The sequence below is a fragment of the Pseudomonas sp. X10 genome (assembly GCF_054889225.1).
In genome coordinates this window covers 1519154-1537548 of the sequence record NZ_CM142677.1, presented here as the reverse complement: position 1 = coordinate 1537548, position 18395 = coordinate 1519154, and the positions used below count along the sequence as shown (strand labels likewise).

At 63.7% G+C, this 18395-nt stretch carries 16 protein-coding genes; 5 read left to right on the top strand and 11 right to left on the bottom strand.

What is annotated here, in order from left to right; translation table 11 throughout:
- Positions 1-110: 110 nt before the first annotated feature.
- The 4 genes from ACYU03_RS07155 to ACYU03_RS07140 all read left to right on the top strand — a co-directional run bounded on the left by ACYU03_RS07155 (position 111) and on the right by ACYU03_RS07140 (position 5139).
- Entirely contained in the window at positions 111-1898 is a 1788-nt protein-coding gene (locus tag ACYU03_RS07155; protein ID WP_461889249.1) for an N-acetylglutaminylglutamine amidotransferase, read from the top strand.
- A 3-nt stretch (positions 1899-1901) separates the two neighbouring features.
- Positions 1902-3644: an N-acetylglutaminylglutamine synthetase gene (gene ngg, locus ACYU03_RS07150; RefSeq protein WP_461889247.1), complete on the top strand. Its 1743-nt coding sequence runs from the start codon at positions 1902-1904 to the stop codon at positions 3642-3644.
- Positions 3645-3658: 14 nt separating this feature from the next.
- A complete protein-coding gene (locus ACYU03_RS07145) occupies positions 3659-4843 on the top strand; it encodes an osmoprotectant NAGGN system M42 family peptidase (RefSeq protein ID WP_461889245.1) in 1185 nt (394 codons plus the stop codon).
- 68 nt (positions 4844-4911) lie between these two features.
- Positions 4912-5139, top strand: coding sequence for a YheU family protein (locus ACYU03_RS07140; RefSeq protein WP_461889243.1), 228 nt, complete (start codon positions 4912-4914; stop codon positions 5137-5139).
- A gap of 507 nt (positions 5140-5646) precedes the next feature.
- On the opposite strand, the gene csrA is transcribed toward ACYU03_RS07140, so the two are convergent.
- Positions 5647-5835, bottom strand: a complete 189-nt coding sequence (gene csrA / locus ACYU03_RS07135) for a carbon storage regulator CsrA (RefSeq protein ID WP_461889241.1) — start codon at positions 5833-5835, stop codon at positions 5647-5649.
- A gap of 134 nt (positions 5836-5969) precedes the next feature.
- Positions 5970-6782 carry an SDR family oxidoreductase gene (locus ACYU03_RS07130; protein ID WP_461889239.1) on the bottom strand — a complete coding sequence of 271 codons (813 nt, stop codon included), beginning with the start codon at positions 6780-6782 and terminating at the stop codon, positions 5970-5972.
- A 237-nt stretch (positions 6783-7019) separates the two neighbouring features.
- Here ACYU03_RS07130 and ACYU03_RS07125 point away from each other — a divergent pair, with 237 nt between their 5' ends.
- Positions 7020-7172: a DUF3309 family protein gene (locus ACYU03_RS07125; RefSeq protein WP_461889238.1), complete on the top strand. Its 153-nt coding sequence runs from the start codon at positions 7020-7022 to the stop codon at positions 7170-7172.
- 27 nt (positions 7173-7199) lie between these two features.
- Here the strand turns inward: ACYU03_RS07125 and ACYU03_RS07120 are convergent, their stop codons facing one another.
- The 9 genes from ACYU03_RS07120 to ACYU03_RS07080 form a co-directional block, all read right to left on the bottom strand.
- Positions 7200-9098 (bottom strand): ATP-binding protein, encoded by a 1899-nt coding sequence (locus ACYU03_RS07120; RefSeq protein WP_461889236.1) that lies wholly within the window; start codon positions 9096-9098, stop codon positions 7200-7202.
- A 24-nt stretch (positions 9099-9122) separates the two neighbouring features.
- Positions 9123-9749, bottom strand: coding sequence for a response regulator (locus tag ACYU03_RS07115; RefSeq protein ID WP_461889234.1), 627 nt, complete (start codon positions 9747-9749; stop codon positions 9123-9125).
- 39 nt (positions 9750-9788) lie between these two features.
- On the bottom strand, positions 9789-10769 hold the full coding sequence (locus tag ACYU03_RS07110) for a hypothetical protein (protein ID WP_461889232.1): 981 nt from the start codon (positions 10767-10769) through the stop codon (positions 9789-9791).
- Positions 10770-10975: 206 nt separating this feature from the next.
- On the bottom strand, positions 10976-11710 hold the full coding sequence (locus ACYU03_RS07105) for a fimbrial biogenesis chaperone (protein WP_461889230.1): 735 nt from the start codon (positions 11708-11710) through the stop codon (positions 10976-10978).
- Between the two features lie 142 nt (positions 11711-11852).
- A complete protein-coding gene (locus tag ACYU03_RS07100; protein WP_461889228.1) occupies positions 11853-14351 on the bottom strand; it encodes a TcfC E-set like domain-containing protein in 2499 nt (832 codons plus the stop codon).
- A 95-nt stretch (positions 14352-14446) separates the two neighbouring features.
- A complete protein-coding gene (locus ACYU03_RS07095; protein WP_461889226.1) occupies positions 14447-14926 on the bottom strand; it encodes a CS1 type fimbrial major subunit in 480 nt (159 codons plus the stop codon).
- Positions 14927-15124: 198 nt separating this feature from the next.
- A complete protein-coding gene (locus ACYU03_RS07090; RefSeq protein ID WP_461889224.1) occupies positions 15125-16783 on the bottom strand; it encodes a cation acetate symporter in 1659 nt (552 codons plus the stop codon).
- Positions 16780-17091, bottom strand: coding sequence for a DUF485 domain-containing protein (locus tag ACYU03_RS07085; RefSeq protein ID WP_461889222.1), 312 nt, complete (start codon positions 17089-17091; stop codon positions 16780-16782). Before ACYU03_RS07085 ends, ACYU03_RS07090 begins: the two co-directional genes overlap by 4 nt.
- A 221-nt stretch (positions 17092-17312) precedes the next feature.
- The gene (locus ACYU03_RS07080; RefSeq protein ID WP_461889220.1) at positions 17313-18161 is read right to left on the bottom strand and encodes a glycine betaine ABC transporter substrate-binding protein; all 849 of its coding nucleotides are present in this window, start codon (positions 18159-18161) and stop codon (positions 17313-17315) included.
- Positions 18162-18395: the final 234 nt, after the last annotated feature.

Genomic DNA, 18395 nt, shown 5'->3' with positions numbered 1-18395 from the left:
CGCTCATCCCTTATAACGGATTGATCTAAAACTCACACAATTCGTACCGGTCAGTTGCTGTAGGGTTATTAAAGAGACACCCTCCCCAACGGCAAAACCGGTAAGGACTTATGTGCGGATTAGCAGGAGAGTTACGCTTCACCCCGATCGACCAAGCACCCCGCCCCGCGGACCTGGCAGCAGTCGAACGTATCACCCATCATCTCGCGCCCCGAGGCCCAGACGCCTGGGGCTTCCATAGCCAGGGGCCGATAGCCCTGGGCCATCGCCGCCTCAAGATCATGGACCTGTCCGATGGCTCGGCCCAGCCCATGGTCGACAACGCTCAGGGCCTGGCCCTGGCCTTCAATGGCGCCATCTACAACTTCCCTGAGCTGCGCCGCGAACTCGAGGACCTGGGCTACGCCTTCCATTCCGACGGCGACACCGAAGTCTTGCTCAACGGCTACCACGCCTGGGGCGAGGCCTTGCTGCCCAAGCTCAACGGCATGTTCGCCCTGGCCATCTGGGAGCGCGACACACAGCGCCTGTTCCTTGCCCGCGACCGTCTCGGCGTCAAGCCGCTGTACCTGTCGCGCAATGGTGAACGCCTGCGTTTCGCCTCGACCCTGCCGGCCTTGCTCAAAGGCGGCGACATCGACCCGATGCTCGACCCAGTGGCGCTGAACCACTACCTGAATTTCCACGCCGTGGTCCCAGCGCCACGCACGCTGCTGGCCAATGTACAGAAGCTGGAGCCTGGCAGCTGGATGCGCATCGACCGCCACGGCCAAGTCGAGCGTCACACCTGGTGGCAGTTGCATTACGGCCCGCAGCCGGATGAGCGCGGTCTCGACCTTGAGGACTGGACCACCCGCGTGCTGGATGCCACCCGCGAAGCCGTGGCGATCCGTCAGCGTGCGGCCGTGGATGTGGGCGTGCTGCTGTCCGGCGGCGTCGACTCCAGCCTGCTGGTAGGCCTGCTGCGCGAAGTCGGTGTGGATGACCTGTCGACCTTCTCCATCGGCTTCGAGGATGCCGGCGGCGAGCGCGGCGACGAGTTCCAGTACTCCGACCTGATCGCCCGTCACTACGGCACCCGCCACCATCAGTTGCGCATCGCCGAACGCGAGATCATCGAGCAGTTGCCCGCAGCCTTCCGTGCCATGAGCGAGCCCATGGTCAGTCACGACTGCATCGCGTTCTACCTGCTCTCGCGGGAAGTGGCCAAGCATTGCAAAGTGGTGCAAAGCGGCCAGGGCGCCGACGAGCTGTTCGCCGGTTATCACTGGTACCCGCAGGTCGATGGCGCCGACGATGCGTTCGCGGCCTACCGCAGTGCCTTCTTCGACCGCGAACACAGCGAATACCGCGACACGGTCCAGGCCCCCTGGCTGCTGGACAACGATGCCGCCGGCGACTTCGTCCGCGAACACTTCGCCCAGCCGGGCGCTTCGGATGCCGTCGACAAGGCCCTGCGCCTGGACAGCACGGTGATGCTGGTCGATGACCCGGTCAAGCGGGTCGACAACATGACCATGGCCTGGGGCCTGGAGGCGCGCACGCCGTTCCTCGACTACCGCCTGGTCGAGCTGTCGGCGCGTATCCCGGCCCACTTCAAGCTGCCTGACGGCGGCAAGCAAGTGCTCAAGGCTGCGGCCCGCCGGGTCATTCCCCATGAAGTCATCGACCGCAAGAAAGGTTACTTCCCGGTGCCCGGGCTCAAGCACCTGCAAGGCGCCACGCTGGACTGGGTCCGCGAACTGCTGACCGACCCGAGCCAGGACCGAGGCCTGTTCAACCCAGCCATGCTCGATCGCTTGCTCAGCAATCCACACGGCCAGCTCACGCCGTTGCGCGGCTCCAAGCTGTGGCAACTGGCGGCCCTGAACCTGTGGCTCAGCGAACAAGGACTCTGATCGATGAAAGCCCATGCTTCCTATGGTCAGCGCCTGCTGCGTGGCCAGGCTCCGTCCTACGAACGCCTGCAGGCGCGCCTGGCCGGCGACGGCAGCGAGCCACACGACCTGCCCCGTGCCCTGCATTGCGGCTGGGGGCGCTTGCTGATCGGCCACACTTACCCTGACCCGGCCAGCCTGGCCGAAGCACTGCTGGAGGAACGCCCGGGCGAGCGAGACATCGCCCTGTACGTGGCCGCCCCCCAGCAGGTGCTGGCCCAGGCGCCGCACCAGTTGTTCCTCGACCCGTCCGACACCTTACGCCTGTGGTTCACCGACTACCGTCAGGCGCAGCGGGTGTTTCGCGGCTTCCGCATTCGTCGGGCGCAAAACGAGGCCGACTGGCAAGCGATCAACCACCTGTACCAGGCCCGCGGCATGTTGCCGGTCAACCCCGAACTGCTCACCCCGAGGCACCAGGGTGGCCCGGTGTACTGGCTGGCCGAAGACGAAGACAGCGGCGCGGTGATCGGCAGTGTGATGGGCCTGGACCACAGCAAGGCCTTCGACGATCCGGAACACGGCTGCAGCCTTTGGTGCCTGGCCGTCGACCCGCAGTGCACCCGCCCCGGCGTCGGAGAAGTGCTGGTGCGCCACCTGATCGAGCACTTCCTGAGCCGTGGCCTGGCCTACCTGGACCTGTCGGTGCTGCACGACAACCGCCAGGCCAAGCGCCTCTATGGCAAGCTGGGGTTCCGCAACCTGCCGACCTTCGCGGTCAAGCGCAAGAACGGCATCAACCAGCCGCTGTTCCTCGGCCCCGGCCCTGAAGCCGGGCTCAACCCCTACGCCCGTATCATCGTCGAGGAAGCCTACCGGCGCGGCATCGACGTGCAGGTCGACGATGCCAGCGCCGGGCTGTTCACCCTCAGCCTCGGCGGACGCCGGGTACGCTGCCGCGAGTCGCTGAGCGACTTGACCAGCGCGGTGAGCATGACCCTGTGCCAGGACAAGAGCCTGACCCAGAAGACCCTGCAGGCTGCCGACCTGCAAGTGCCAGCCCAGCAGTTGGCCGGCAATGCCGACGACAACCTGGCCTTCCTCGAAGAACACGGTGCCGTGGTAGTGAAACCCCTGGACGGCGAGCAGGGCCAAGGCGTAGCCGTCGACCTCGGCACGCTGGAAGAGGTCAACCAAGCGATCGAGCACGCGCGCCACTTCGACAGCCGGGTCCTGCTGGAAAGCTTCCATGCCGGGCTGGACCTGCGCATCGTGGTCATCGGCTACGAAGTGGTGGCCGCGGCCATCCGCCATCCGGCCCAAGTGACCGGAGACGGCAAGCACAACATCAAGGCGCTGATCAAAGCCCAGAGCCGTCGGCGCCAGGCCGCCACGGGGGGCGAAAGCCGCATCCCGCTGGACGATGAAACCCAACGTACCCTGCGCGCCGCCGGATTGGACTACGACAGCGTGCTGCCGGCTGGCCAGCGCCTGGCCGTACGTCGCACCGCCAACCTGCACACCGGCGGTACCCTGGAGGACGTCACCGAGCGCCTGCACCCGGTGCTGGCCGATGCCGCCGTGCGCGCCGCCCGCGCCCTGGATATCCCAGTGGTAGGTCTCGACCTGATGGTGCGCGCCGCCGACCAACCCGACTACGTGATCATCGAAGCCAACGAGCGGGTCGGCCTGGCCAACCATGAACCGCAACCCACCGCCGAGCGCTTTGTCGACCTGCTGTTTCCGCACAGTCAGCCAATCGCTTGAACACAGGAGTGCGCATGCCTGAACAGCCTCTTGAACCGGACCTCGACTATCTGCAGAAGGTCCTCCTGGAAATGCTCGCTATCCCCAGCCCCACTGGTTTCACTGACACCATCGTGCGTTACGTGGCCGGGCGTCTGGAGGAACTGGGTATTCCCTTCGAGCTGACCCGTCGTGGCACCATCCGTGCCACCCTCAAGGGTCGGCAGAACTCACCCGACCGCGCTGTCTCCGCCCATCTGGACACCATCGGCGCCAGTGTCCGCAGCCTGCAGGACAATGGCCGCCTGGCCCTGGCACCGGTGGGTTGCTGGTCCAGCCGCTTCGCTGAAGGCAGCCGCGTCAGCGTGTTCACCGACACGGGGGTATTGCGCGGCAGCGTCCTGCCGTTGATGGCCAGCGGGCACGCCTTCAATACCGCCATCGACCAGATGCCGATCAGTTGGGAACATGTGGAAGTGCGCCTGGACGCCTACTGCACCACCCGCGCCGATTGCGAATCGCTGGGCATCTCCATCGGCGACTTCGTCGCCTTCGACCCATTGCCGGAGTTCACCGAGAGCGGCCATATCAGCGCCCGCCACCTGGACGACAAGGCCGGCGTGGCAGCCCTGCTGGCTGCGCTCAAGGCCGTGGTGGAAAGCGGTCGGCAGCCGTTGATCGACTGTCACCCGCTGTTCACCATCACCGAGGAAACCGGGTCGGGCGCCGCCGCAGCACTGCCTTGGGACGTCAGCGAGTTCGTCGGCATCGACATCGCCCCGGTAGCGCCCGGCCAAGCCTCCAACGAGCACTCGGTCAGCGTGGCCATGCAGGACTCCTCGGGGCCCTACGACTACCACCTGTCACGCCACCTGTTGAAGCTGGCCAGCGAACAGGACCTGCCGGTGCGCCGCGACCTGTTCCGCTACTACTTCAGCGACGCCCATTCGGCGGTGACCGCCGGCCATGACATCCGCACCGCCCTCATAGCTTTCGGCTGCGATGCCACCCACGGTTACGAGCGCACCCACATCGACAGCCTGGCCGCCCTGAGCCGCCTGCTGGCCGCCTACCTGCTCAGCCCACCGGTGTTCGCCAGCGACTCGCTCCCGGCGAACGGCTCCCTGGAGCGCTTCAGTCATCAGCTGGAACACGACGCGCAGATGGAAAGCGAAACCCGGGTGCCTACCGTCGACAGCCTGGTCGGCAACAAGGATTGATTGCCTACACGCCTGGGGCAGGTTTCGCGTAGCATGCACGGACCAATCGCCAAACCTGCCCCCTGCGTATGCTGATTCCCTACGACCAACTGCAAGCCGAAACCCTCACCCTCCTGATCGAGGATTTCGTCACCCGCGACGGTACCGACAACGGTGACGACACGCCGCTGGAAACCCGAGTGCTGCGCGTGCGCCAGGCCCTGGCCAAGGGGCAGGCGTTCATCCTCTTCGACCCCGAGAGCCAGCAATGCCAATTGCTGGCCCGCCATGACGTGCCCCGGGAACTGCTCGACTGAGGGGAGGCGTGAAGAATTCTTGTGGCCATCTCCAACTGACGGTGCATGCCTTGGGTTCTTTGGCGTTCTTGATACCCCGCACGGCGCATCGCGACACAAGGCCGCTCCCACAGTAGCCTTGGCTCAAGGCGAAAGGTTGCGTGGGGGCTGTTGCGGCCACCTTGATATCTTCGCCATACAAACAAAGGCTAAAACTTCGGTCTATCAGGCCATGGCACGTTCTTGAGACCCCGCGCGGCGCATCGCGACACAAGGCCGCTCCCACAGTAGCCTTGGCGCAAGGCGAAAGGTTGCGTGGGGGCTGTTACGGCCACCTTGATATCTTCGCCATACAAACAAAGGCTAAAACTTCGGTCTATCAGGCCATGGCACGTTGCAATCGATGTGGGAGCGGCCTTGTGTCGCGATGCGCCGCGCGGGCGGCGCGGGGTCTTCAGGGCACCGAGGAACTGCCGGCATACACAGCGATGCCCCGCGCAGGATCTCAAGAACGCCACAAACCACATATCACGCCCGCCGAAGCTCCTTGCCCAGCTGGGCCATGATGCGCTTGTAGACTTCGATACGGTGCACTTCCACGTGGCGCGGCGCGCTGATGCCAAAGCGCACGGTGCCACCCTCCACCGACAGCACCTTGACCTTGATATTGTCGGAGATGACGATCACCTCCCCCACTTCCCGACCTATCACCAACATGCTCCGATCCTTCACCGTAAGGGAAAATCGGAGCCTGCATCGGTCGTCTTGGGCTATTCAATGTTTCACCCATGAATTAGCCGCTTCCTACACAACCAGGTAATTTCACCTACAGAAAATATCTGGATTCAGCCCTACTGCGAGGAGCGCGCCTTGGCGCGCATCTTCGCCGCCATCACGGCCATCTCGTCGTACAAAAGCTCCGGCGCCTGTTGCTTGAGCTTCCAGGCCTGGCGTCCGGCTTCGTGGGGCAGGATGAGGAACTCACCGGCGGCCACCTGCTGGTGGATGTAGTCGGCGATGTCCGCGGCACTGATCGGCGAGCTTTCCAGCAGCTTGCCGACTTGTGCCTTCATGGCCGGGGTCGGGCCACGGAAGGAGTCCAGCAGGTTGGTCTGGAAGAACGACGGGCACACCACGTGCACCGCTACTTCCACTTGGCGTAGCTCGATCAGCAGGCTTTCCGACAGCGCCAACACACCGGCCTTGGCCACGTTGTAGTTGCTCATGGCTGGGCCCTGCATCAGCGCGGCCATCGAGGCAATGTTGATGATCCGCCCCTTGCTGCGTTCGAGCAGCGGCAGGAAGGCCTTGCAGCCCTTGACCACGCCCATCAGGTTGATTGCGATCTGCCAGTCCCAGTCTTCCAGAGACAGCTCTGCAAAGAAGCCGCCTGAAGCGACCCCGGCGTTGTTGACGATCACATCGACCCCACCGAACTTTTCCTCGCAGGCCTGGGCCAGGGCAGTGAGTTGGCTGTAGTCGCGCACGTCGCAGCGCTGCACGAAACCGTCGCCACCGGCCTCGCGCACCAGAGCCAAGGTCTCCTGCAGGCCGGCCTCGTTGACATCGGCCAGGGCCAGGCGCCAGCCCTCTCGGGCCCAACGCAAGGCGATCTCACGGCCGAGGCCCGAACCAGCTCCGGTAATCATCATGCGATTGTGCATAGCGGCATGCCTTGTTCTGCCAGGGGAAGTGCCTGCCAGTGTAGCCAGGGTCGGCCCGACGCTGGAGCGCTATCAGACTGCTGAATGGCGCGGGCAAAGGGGCGCGCAGGCAGGACGATTCAGGCCGATTAAACTTTTGCGCGCGCGCACCAGTCGGAATCTACAGGAGGCGATGATTGGCAGGGCGAATAGACGACTGCACAGTGAATCCCCCTTACATCACGCAAGGACACCGACATGACCACGATACTCATCATCATCCTGATCCTGCTGTTGATTGGTGGCTTACCGGTTTTCCCCCACTCCCGAGCTTGGGGCTATGGCCCTTCCGGCATCATCGGTGTAGTGCTGGTCATCCTGCTCGTCCTGCTATTGCTCGGCATGATATGACGCTGGGCCGCGCAGCGGCCCCTTCATTCAGGGTTCAGCATGCAGGTGCGAGCAATAGCGCTCCAGTTGCGCCTCCATCTGTAGCATGGCCTTGTGCAAAGCATCGACCTGCAGCCGCAGGTCCTCGGACATGCGAGCGCCAAGGGTGCATTTGCGCTCGACCTGCTCGCATGCGTTCATGACCTCTTGGGCCCGGATGACCCGCGCCCCACCCTTGATCCGGTGGGCCAGCGCCGCCAAGGCTCCCAGGTCCTCCCTTGCGACCAATGCCTTGAGGCATTGCAAGTCTCTGCGGTTACTGCTGCGTAACTCGCTCAGCAGGTCGGCGAGCACCGCCGGCTCGCAGACGGTCATGCGCCGCAGGTTGCTCACATCCATCCCCTCGAACCCCTCGCCGGAAGGCAGCCTCGCACTGGCATCCCGCCGTGCTCCACCAGCTTCGAGCGCCTGGGCCAGGCCAGCAAGGCTCAAGGGCTTGAACAGGCAATCATTCATGCCCGCCGCCCGGCAACGCTGACGCTCCCCGACCAAGGCATTGGCCGTGAAGCCGAGCACCCGGCAAGGCGCCTTGCGCTTGCGCCGTTCATCCTCGCGAATGGCCCTGGCCAGGGCATAACCATCGAGCTCGGGCATGTTGCAATCGCAGATGACCACATCGAACGGCTCCGCCAGCCAGCGCCGCAGACCCTGGGCCCCATTCTCGGCGACGCCAACCCGGTGCCCCAGATAACTCAGTTGCTGTTGCAGGAGCAGACGGTTCACCGGAGAGTCATCCACCACCAGCACATGCCGTCCACCTTCACGGCCCAGCGGCCTGGCCAGCACCGGCCGAGACGGGGCTGCGGCCTCAGGCGGGGCGCACGCCAGCGCCAACTGGATGTCAATTCGGGTCCCTGCACCCAGGGTGCTGCTGACCTGCATCCGGCCGCCCATCTTCTCGCACAGGGTACGGCTGATGCCCAGGCCCAGCCCAGCGCCACTACGCGCCGAACGGCTGGGGTCGCTGGCTTGCCAGAAAGGCTTGCCGAGCTGCGCCATGTCCGCCTCGGCGATACCGATACCGCTGTCCTCGACCGTGAGGTCCACAGCCACCTCCTTGCCTTGGACCTTGGCGCGCAAACACACGCACACGCTGCCTGTGTCGGTGAACTTGATGGCGTTGCTGATCAGGTTGCCGAGGATCTGCTTGAACCGCAGCGAATCGAGCATGACCCGCGCATCAACCTGCCCCTCCAGCTTCAGCAGCAACTCCAGGCCTTTGCTGCGCGCCTGCTGCTCGAACAACTGCACGACCCTGGCGACCTGATCACGCAGTTGGCCAGGTTGCACGGCCAACTCCAGGCGACCGGACTCGATGCGGGAAATATCCAGGACGTCCCCGATCAACTCCAGCAGACCGCGCGCCGCGTCCGTGGCCACATCGATGCACAGCCGGTCGAGCACCCCCTGGGCGGCTTTGTGCGAAGCCAGTTCGAGCATGCCCAGCACGGCGTTCATGGGCGTGCGGATCTCATGGCTCATGGTGGCGAGAAAACGCGTCTTGGCCTGGTTGGCCCACTCAGCTTTTTCCTTGGCCCGCAGCAGCTCCTGCAACTGGCGCCGCATCCAGCAAATCCTGGTCATTGCCAAGGCCAGCAAAACGGTCAACAGCGCCAGCAGCCACTGCAGTAGCCAGGGCAGATAACCGTCCACGTCCAGGGGCTCGGCGACGGTATCGTCAGCCCTGTCCGCATCTCCCGGGCCCAACGGGACGACATCGGGCCAGTACACCGCAAGCCGCTGTAAGCGGCGCTCGCGCAGGCAGCGCAAGCCAACTTCTTCCGCTACCGGCCGCACGACCTCGGGAGCCCCTCGCCCCTGCAGTAGCGAAAGGCCTTGGACCATCAACACCGGCGACAGGCAACACAGCACCATCAGCAAGAGCATACGCACAGACACGGGAGGGTTGGCTTATATCAACAGGTTGCGCCTTGCCAGGTCCGCGAGGTCGACCAGGGATTTGACCCTGAGTTTCTCGATCAGGCGTGTCTTGTAGGTGCTGATGGTCTTGTTGCTCAGCAGCATGGCTTCGCCGATCGCCTTGTTGCTCAGACCACGGGCCAATTGCTGAAGGATCAGCAGCTCACGATTACTGAGGCGGGCGATGCACTGCGCTTCGGAGGCTCGCAGGTCCTGCTTGCTGACCGAACTGAGCGCCACCTCGGGAAAGTAGGTGTAACCCGACAGCAGCGCCCGCACGGCCTTGCTCAGCTCACCCAGGTCATCGGTCTTCGAGACATACCCCGCGGCGCCTGCCTGCATGCAGCGCAAGGAGAAGTAGTCCGGCAACTGGGAGGTCAGCACCAGCACCTTGGCGGGCCGCTCCATGGCCTTGATGCGCTGGATCACCTCCAGGCCATCGAGGCCCGGCATGGTGATGTCCAGAATGACGATATCCGGTGACAGCTCCCGCGCATGGCGCACGGCATCGATGCCGTTGTCCGCCTGGCCGGCGATTTCGATGCAATCTTGACGCAACAGCATGCAGACACTGGATCGGATGAACGGGTGGTCATCCACGACTAAGGCTCTATACATGGTCTTCCCTCGACAGGACAGCGTGAGCGCTGGCCGTCCCTACAGTTCGGCATCGAACACCACAGTCACTTGGCCTCTGTAGGTACTGCCGGCATGGGCGAGCATGCCGCGGACATCATCGCGGCCGACCTCGAAATGCAATTGTCCGGGACGATTGAGGCTGGGCATCGCAGCCTCGAACTGCAGCGCCGCCAGACGCCCGCTGGGCAGGGCCAGGTGCTCGATGGTCCCGCCCCGGTAACGGATGCCCGGTGGCAGGCTGAGTGCGACCTGCACCGGAACCTGATGCCCACTGTCATTGCGGATGCCGCAGCGGTCACCGACATCCTGCTCGCAGAGCTTGTAGACCTTGAACGGGCCGGTCGACCACAGGCGGAACGGCAGGTCGCGATAAAGCCGCTGGGGAGCATTGCCGCCGCCCAGCCAGGCCTGCCAGCCGCCCTTGGGTTCGAGCACGGCGCGTTCGGAACCGGGCGGGAACTCGAAAATGAAGGCGTGCTGGACATCGAGTTCGAAATTGACAGTCAAGGTGTCGCCGCTGAGCGCCGTGACATTGTTGCCAAAGTCGAAGTCACCGCCCGGACCGATGGTGTAGGTGACGCTGCCACGATAGATACCGGCTTTGAGCCGATAGGGCGGTGGAATGTTCAGGGAATAGGCAGCGCCCGTCTCCAGCACGGTCGTATTCTCCTGGTGATCATCCGCTGCCCAGGAATAACTCATCCAGCAAGGCTCCGGCGACTGCGGATTGGAGATTAACGTGTGGAAGGTGTAGTGACTTGCATTGCCGGACTTGCCGCCTCCTGCACACCCTCCCTGGAACATACCGTTCAGCGGGTTGTATCTAGTATCCAATCTCGCGCTTTGGCTCACCGACAGGAACTCGAATACCATCCGACGCGGCTCGCCCGTGAGCTCGTGATAGACATCTATCTCCCGCCGGGCAGGCAGTTTGAAGTAGTACTGATCACGGTGGTCCGGCGCGACGTTGATGCTGCGCTTGACGTAGGTAATGGGCAAGCTCGCGGTCCTTCCGCCCTGGCAGAGCGCTGACCAGATCCGGCAGAAACTGGCTGGCGGCGTAGTGTTCTCGAACTCTCCCGAGCCACCTCCACGGTACTGCGCAGTGAGCGTCACCTCCAAAGCACCTGCCAGAGGTGCCGTAATGAGCATCAACGCGCCAGCCAGAAGCCGGACGAACCTTCCTGCGCCAACTGCCACCCTGCTCATCCTTCCATCACCATTTCCTTGCGCTGCGCCCCCTCATGCAGCTCGAACTGATGCACCTTGCCCGGCTGGCCGCTGAACTGCCGGCTACGTCCGGGCAAAAGGTGATGCTTGGTGGCCGACTCACAGTCCTGCCCTGGTGCGCGGCATTGGCGGAAGTGGTCGAGCACTACGGTGGCATTGCCTTCGTTGGAGACGGTCAACTCACCGCTCTGGCGCCGCACCGGCGTATGGAAGCGCGCCTCGGCCGGGCGTACGAACAGCAGCGAACCATAACCCGCCAGCAGGTTGACCCCGACCTTGAGGCTGTCGCGGTACTGCTCGGCGTTCTGCTGGTCGATGGCAAAGCCATCGCCGGCCTCCGGTAGCACCGGGATGAACCGAAGGCGGAAGTAGCGCTCGCGATCCCGCGGACCGCGATACAGCAGACGCACGGCCTGCATGCCCTGGGCCGGTACGATCAGGCGCGCCGGGCTGGCCACCAGGCCACGCTGCTCCAGCGGCAGGCCATCGGTGTCGACTTCGTGGGCGACGCCATTGGCGTCGTATACCAGTTCGGCAACGCTGACCTTGACGAAGGCCGTGGTGTCACCGCCGTTGCGCACGCGCTTGAGCAAGGTGCTCTTGCCACCGTCCAGGTAGTCGTACAACGCGCCGACATTGAGCTCCGGCGCGGCATGCAAGACCATCGGTGCGATCAGCAAGACCAGCGCCATCAGGCGAGGGATGTTCATCGTGTCAGCCTCCTTACGGACATCACGAGAGTATTGATGCGACGGACCCCGTGGCTACGGCAGCCATCGCGCGACTTTTCCCAAAACAGATTCAGAAATTTCCTAAGCACCAATCGGCCGGGCTGGCGAGCGCCACTCGCCTTCAACTGCTGCCCCCCGCCGCAATGCCCTCGGCCTGCGCCAGGCTGGCCGGACTGCAAGTCTGATCTCCGGCCAGCAGCACCTCGCCTTCTCGCTCCAGGCGGTTCGGGTCCAGCGTCAACAGGCACACGGGCGAGCCTTGGTGGTGGATCTCCAGGGTCGGCGTCGACTCGCTCATCTCCACCGCGAAGAACCCATCGGCCTCGCTGACGCTGCGGCTGGCATGGTTGACCACCAGGGCGCCCCGCATCGGGCGGCCCTGCGCATCGAACAGACGACCCAGCACAGTCACGGTGCGCAATACGCGCAACTGGCGGTAGGCGATGCCACCACGGTTGAGGTGATAGTCCAGGCTCGACGGCTGGATCACCGCCGCCGTGGCATCCTGACCGTCGAAATCGAACTGCACGTGCCCTGCCTTGTAGGCCGCCACGGGAATGACATTGCGTCCGGGATGCAGCCTGGCGCTGCTGCCGTGGGGGTCGTCGGCGCGCAACCTGAGGTTCGCCAGGTCGGTATCGACATCGACGATCAGGCCGGCCTGATGTGGCAGGTATTGCCCACTCAGGGCGGCCTTGCCGGCGCCGACAGCGAGCAGGCTCTCCAGGTTCAGGCCACCGGTGAACTCACCGTTGTAGGACGAACGCTGAAAGTAGGCATCGCCGTGCAACATCTGGTTCTCGAACTGGGTGTCGCCACCCAGGCCTGCGCCATAACGGTCGGCGCTGGCGGTCACGCCGACACTGCGCAGCGGGCCAAGGTCGACGTCCTGCTGATAACCCACCGAGGCATTGAGATCGCGTCCGCCGTCTCGCGAGGTGCGGCTACCCAGGCTGGCCGAGACCCGCCGACCGTCGCCACCTCCCAGGCTCATGCTCAGGCTCAGGTTGACGCCCCGACTGCGCGCTTCACCAGTGGCGGTGGTGCCCGGCCGGTCGAACAGCGACAACCGCCAGTTGGCATCCGAGCCGAGGAAACGGCCAAAGTACGACCAACCGACATCGACGCCTGTCCCCTCGCTGGCCCCGGCACTGTGAGACAGACGCAGGGTCGCGGTGTTGCGCGGGTCGAGGCGGTGGTTCAGGGACAGCGACGACTGGCTGAGGCGCTGGACGAACGGCGTGCTCCGCACCGTACGCGGTGCCGTCAGCCAGGTCCGGCTGTGGCTGGCCACCAGCGAGCCGCTGCCGTAGGTGTGGATGGCTTGCAGGTCATAGCCGTTGCCATGGCCCTGGGCCTGGAACAGGTTGGCAAAGAGGTTGAAATGGTCGGCCATGTTCCAGTCCAGCGAGGTGCCGAACTGCATGGCCTCGTCGACGCGCTGGGCAGACATCCCAAGGATCGCCCGTGGGTGCAGTAGGTAGTTAGCCAATACCCCGGCACTGAGGCTGTCGTCGTGATCACGTGCCCAGTTGCTCAGTAGGCTGCTCTGCCGGCCAAGGAACAGGTTGTAGCGCCATGGCGCATCGGTGCTGCGCCAGTTACTGGGTTTGTAGATGAACTCCTGGCTCCGCGAGGTCACCTGTCCATCCTCGACCAGGCGTACCTCGACTTCATAGATGCCACCTGGCAGCACCTTGGTATCCAGGGTCTGCAGGCCTGGCTGCACGGGCTGGCTGTTGATCAATGTGCCGTTGCGGTAGATCTCCGCCACAGCGGGCCGGTCAGGCGTGACGTAGATAGGTGTGGCGCTGGGCGCGCCGGTGTCGATCGCCAGGCTGTCGCTGCTGCCGAACATGATGCCCAACGTCGTGTCAGGGCTGGCGCCCATCAACCGTGGCTGGCGGGTCAGGCCTTGGGCACTGGGGGTGAAGTAGCCAAGCCGGTAGAAGTGGCCCTCGACCAGGCGTTCGCCATACAACTGGTCGAGATGATAGCGAGTGTCCTGCTGGCTGTCGCTGCCACGGTCGAGCTGGCCACCGACCAGTGTGCTCCAGTTGCCGAGGCTGCCCTGCCCCTGCAAGCCGTAGCGACCACTGGTGCCGCGTCCGTCACCGACCAGGTTGAGCTGGTTGCGCAACAGCAGGCCATAGCTGCCCTGCTCGGGCAGGCGATAGTAGCGCTCGTCCTGAGCATTGATCTCGGCTTGGTCGGTCAACAACGACAGTTGCGAGTTGACCAGGCTGTAGTGGATCGCACGCAGGCCATCCGGGCAATTTTGCTGACAGGCACCCAGCGGCCGCCCATCGGCCAGGCGCTCTTGCCAGCGCCGCCGCAGGCTTTGCGGCTCGCGACTTTCCTGAGTCTCGGTGAATTCGAGCAATTGCACCCGCTGGTCACGGCTCAACACGACCATCGCGTCGCCCAAGTAGCGGTCATCCAGGTCGACCCGCACGGCCAGGGGGACGTCGAAGAAATGCGCTTCGAACTCCTGCGGCAACCCCTCGACACGGCTCAGGATGGCGGGCGCGCCAACGGCCAGGATCGGCGACGCCCCCAGGCAGGCCGCCAGGGAGAACCAACAGAACAGCGAAGCGGTGATGGAATGATTGTTCGGCATGGGTGTCGCTTGCAGGCAATACCCGCCCGCCCTCAGGCAGGTGCCGAGGGGCGAGGCAGGCAATAACGGATTGGGCTAACGGAAGCTGAAACGGCTTATGGCACGGCCGTTTCGAAGACCATGCTCACCAGGCCTTGGTAGTGGCCCGGCTCATAGCCACCAGCGCCGGCCGGCTGGGCCGTGACTTCGAAACCGACGATCGTGCCCGGTGCGGCCTGGGCTTCGCTGACCACTTCGGCGCTGGTGGTGGTGAGGACGGTGTCGCCGACCTTGACGTCCAGGCCGATGTTTTCGCTACCGCTGGCGATGACCGCCGGCGACACCAGATAGGCCGTGATCGGGCCGATGGTGCTCTTGACCTGCAGTTCCTTGCGGATCGGATTGAGTTTGGCTTGATACGAGTTCCAGCCCATTTCCTGCGGGTCGTTCATCCAGTTGCCGCCGACCGGCTCGACGAAGAAGGCGTCGGTCGGTACCTGGGCAAGGATCTGCACTTGCTTCTCGATCGGGTCGACGGCATAGGCAGAGCCTACGCAGAGCAAAGCCAGGGGAAGGGCGAGTAACGTGCGTTTCACGGGTCGAATCTCCTTGAAGTGGTCAGTGCCTGACGGGCGGGCGCCCTTCAGTGGGGAGAATTATTCGCGGTGAGCACGACTGGATGAGTAGGACCGTTCCGGCTGAACTTGGGAAATTTCCCAACGCTTGCAAAACGCCATCGCCCAAAACGACAACGCCCCGGCGAGCCGGGGCGTTGTCTTGCTACAGCGGGTCGATCAGTGCGAAACCGCGCCGGATGCCCCCAGGCCAGTCTGCGAGCGGACGAACTGCGGGAAGAACAGCGCGCGTTCTTCATCAGCCGCTGCGGACTTGTCGGTGACGGAGAAGAACCAGATCCCCGCGAAGGCAATGATCATGGAGAACAGCGCCGGGTACTCGTACGGGTAGATCGGCGTCTCATGACCGAGGATCTGCACCCAGATGGTCGGGCCAAGCACCATCAGCGCCACGGCACTGACCAAGCCCATCCAGCCGCCGATCATGGCGCCACGGGTGGTCAGCTTCTTCCAGTACATCGAGAGCAGCAGTACCGGGAAGTTGCAGCTGGCGGCGATGGAGAATGCCAGGCCGACCATGAAGGCGATGTTCTGGCTTTCGAACAGGATGCCAAGGCCGATCGCCAGCACCGCCAGGGCGATGGTAGTGATCTTCGACACGCGGATCTCATCCTTGTCGTTGGCCTTGCCCTTGCGGATCACGCTGGCATACAGGTCGTGGGACACTGCCGAGGCACCGGCCAGGGTCAAGCCCGCAACCACCGCGAGGATGGTGGCGAAGGCCACGGCCGAGATGAAGCCGAGGAAGATGCTGCCACCCACGGCATCGGCCAGGTGCACCGCAGCCATGTTGTTGCCGCCGATCAGAGCGCCCGCGGCGTCCTTGAACTCAGGGTTGGTGCTGACCAGCAGGATCGCGCCGAAGCCGATGATGAAGGTCAGGATGTAGAAGTAACCGATGAAGCCAGTGGCGTAGAGCACGCTCTTGCGCGCTTCCTTGGCATCGCTGACGGTGAAGAAGCGCATCAGGATGTGCGGCAGGCCGGCGGTGCCGAACATCAGCGCCAGGCCCAGCGAGAATGCCGAGATCGGATCTTTCACCAGGCCGCCGGGGCTCATGATGTCCTCGCCTTTCGGGTGGACCTTGATGGCTTCGGAGAACAGGGCATTGAAGTCGAAGTTGACGTGCTTCATCACCATCAGCGCCATGAAGCTGGCACCGGAGAGCAGCAGCACGGCCTTGATGATCTGCACCCAGGTCGTGGCCAGCATGCCGCCGAACAGTACGTACAGGCACATCAGGATACCCACCAGGATCACCGCGACGTGGTAGTCCAGGCCGAACAGCAACTGGATCAGCTTGCCGGCACCGACCATCTGGGCGATCAGGTAGAAGGCCACCACCACCAGCGAGCCCGAGGCCGACAGGGTGCGGATTTCCTTCTGCTTGAGGCGGTAGGAGGCAACGTCGGCGAAGGTGTACTTGCCCAGGTTGCGCAGGCGCTCGGCGATCAGGAACAGGATGATCGGCCAACCGACCAGGAAGCCGATCGAGTAGATCAGGCCATCGTAGCCGGAGGTGAACACCAGGGCGGAAATCCCGAGGAAGGACGCCGCTGACATATAGTCACCGGCGATGGCCAGGCCATTCTGGAAGCCGGTGATACGGCCGCCAGCAGCGTAATAGTCGGAAGCCGACTTGTTGCGTTTGGAGGCCCAGTAGGTGATGCACAGGGTCGCGCCGACGAAGGCGACGAACATGACGATCGCCGAAACGTTGAGCGGTTGCTTCTGCACCTCGCCGGTCAGGGCGTCGGCGGCCCAGACGGCAGGTGCGAAAACACCGAAGGCTAGAGTGGCCAGTAGACGCTGGATCATTGCTGAGCCTCCTTGAGAATGGCCTTGTTCAGCTCATCGAACTCACCATTGGCGCGACGCACGTAGATGGCGGTGAGGATGAAAGCGGAAACGATCAGGCCGACGCCCAGGGGAATGCCCCAGGTGATCGACGAGCCAGGACTGAGCTTGGCGCCCAGCACCTGTGGACCGTAGGCGATGAGGAGGATGAAAGCGCAATAGAGCCCGAGCATGATCGCCGAGAGAATCCAGGCGAAGCGTTCCCGTTTGCTGACCAGCTCCTTGAAGCGCGCACTGTTTTGTATCGAGAGGTAGATGCTGTCGTTCATTGTTTTTGTCCTAGCAGCACAGATTAGGTAGAACCCGCCTCCACTTTATGCTGCCTTGGAACGCCAGCCAGACGACCTTAGTCTTAGATGCAAAACTGTTTTGCTGGATCGGTAACAGCCAGGAACGACAAGGGCCGCAGCGCTGGTTTCAGCGCGGCGGCCCTGGAAGGGGCGAGATAGAGGCCTTTGGCCAGTCAAGCACGGCCCCGGAGACTCAACCCTTACTTGCCAGTCCACTCCTTCACGCGGTCAGGGTGCTTGGCGACCCAGTCCTTGGCGGCAGCATCAGGCTTGGCGCCCTCCTGGATGGCCAGCATGACTTCGCCGATCTCGTCCTTGGACTCCCAGGAGAACTTCTTCAGGAACTCGGCGACTTCCGGCGCCTTGCTCTCCAGTTCCTTGCTGCCGATGTTGTTGACGGTTTCCGCGGCGCCATACACGCCTTTCGGGTCTTCGAGGAACTTGAGTTTCCACTTGGCGAACATCCAGTGCGGCACCCAACCCGTGACGGCGATGGACTGTTCCTTGGCATAGGCGCGGCCCAGTTCGGCGGTCATCGCCGCCCCGGAACTGGCCTGCAGTTTGTAGCCATTCAGGTCATAGTCCTTGATCGCCTCGTCGGTCTTGAGCATCACCCCGGAGCCGGCGTCGATACCGACGATCTTTTTCTTGAAGCTGTCATCGGCCTTGAGGTCGGCGATGCTGGCCGCCTTCACGTACTCAGGGACGATCAGGCCGATCTTGGCATCCTTGAAGTTCGGCCCGTAATCGACCACGTTGTCCTTGTTCTTGGTCCAGTATTCGCCGTGGGTCACCGGCAGCCAGGCCGACAGCATGGCATCGAGCTTGCCGGTCGCCACCCCCTGCCACATGATGCCCGTGGCCACAGCCTGGAGCTTCACGTCGTAACCGAGTTTCTGCTTGATCACTTCGGCCGCCACGTTGGTGGTTGCCACGCTGTCAGCCCAACCATCGACATACCCTATGCTCACTTCCTTGGCCATCGCCTGTGCAGCACTGATGGCCAATACCAGGGCGCTGCCCACCCCCAGGAGTCGTCGCATCTTCATCAAAGCATCCCCTCGTCAGGTCTCGGAGATTGCATCATCAACCTGCCACGGCGGGCAACCTGCTCTGTCAGCGACCTTCACCCAACGATAAACGACATTACATAGCCATTAACGCGTCCGAAGACCGCCAAGCTGCGCGAACTTTGCATGTCAAGGCGTCCGGCATTTGCGCGTGACCTCCACGGCGATGCCCGCGTTCCCCTGCCGCCCTGCTCTGCGCGACCCAGTTCTTGG

What these genes read in the sequence shown, in the direction of transcription:
- ACYU03_RS07155 (WP_461889249.1), top strand. Translation starts at nt 111, where the DNA reads ATGTGCGGATTAGCAGGAGAGTTACGCTTCACCCCGATCGACCAAGCA.
- ngg (WP_461889247.1), top strand. Translation starts at nt 1,902, where the DNA reads ATGAAAGCCCATGCTTCCTATGGTCAGCGCCTGCTGCGTGGCCAGGCT.
- ACYU03_RS07145 (WP_461889245.1), top strand. Translation starts at nt 3,659, where the DNA reads ATGCCTGAACAGCCTCTTGAACCGGACCTCGACTATCTGCAGAAGGTC.
- ACYU03_RS07140 (WP_461889243.1), top strand. Translation starts at nt 4,912, where the DNA reads ATGCTGATTCCCTACGACCAACTGCAAGCCGAAACCCTCACCCTCCTG.
- csrA (WP_461889241.1), bottom strand. Translation starts at nt 5,835, where the DNA reads ATGTTGGTGATAGGTCGGGAAGTGGGGGAGGTGATCGTCATCTCCGAC.
- ACYU03_RS07130 (WP_461889239.1), bottom strand. Translation starts at nt 6,782, where the DNA reads ATGCACAATCGCATGATGATTACCGGAGCTGGTTCGGGCCTCGGCCGT.
- ACYU03_RS07125 (WP_461889238.1), top strand. Translation starts at nt 7,020, where the DNA reads ATGACCACGATACTCATCATCATCCTGATCCTGCTGTTGATTGGTGGC.
- ACYU03_RS07120 (WP_461889236.1), bottom strand. Translation starts at nt 9,098, where the DNA reads ATGCTCTTGCTGATGGTGCTGTGTTGCCTGTCGCCGGTGTTGATGGTC.
- ACYU03_RS07115 (WP_461889234.1), bottom strand. Translation starts at nt 9,749, where the DNA reads ATGTATAGAGCCTTAGTCGTGGATGACCACCCGTTCATCCGATCCAGT.
- ACYU03_RS07105 (WP_461889230.1), bottom strand. Translation starts at nt 11,710, where the DNA reads ATGAACATCCCTCGCCTGATGGCGCTGGTCTTGCTGATCGCACCGATG.
- ACYU03_RS07100 (WP_461889228.1), bottom strand. Translation starts at nt 14,351, where the DNA reads ATGCCGAACAATCATTCCATCACCGCTTCGCTGTTCTGTTGGTTCTCC.
- ACYU03_RS07090 (WP_461889224.1), bottom strand. Translation starts at nt 16,783, where the DNA reads ATGATCCAGCGTCTACTGGCCACTCTAGCCTTCGGTGTTTTCGCACCT.
- ACYU03_RS07085 (WP_461889222.1), bottom strand. Translation starts at nt 17,091, where the DNA reads ATGAACGACAGCATCTACCTCTCGATACAAAACAGTGCGCGCTTCAAG.
- ACYU03_RS07080 (WP_461889220.1), bottom strand. Translation starts at nt 18,161, where the DNA reads ATGAAGATGCGACGACTCCTGGGGGTGGGCAGCGCCCTGGTATTGGCC.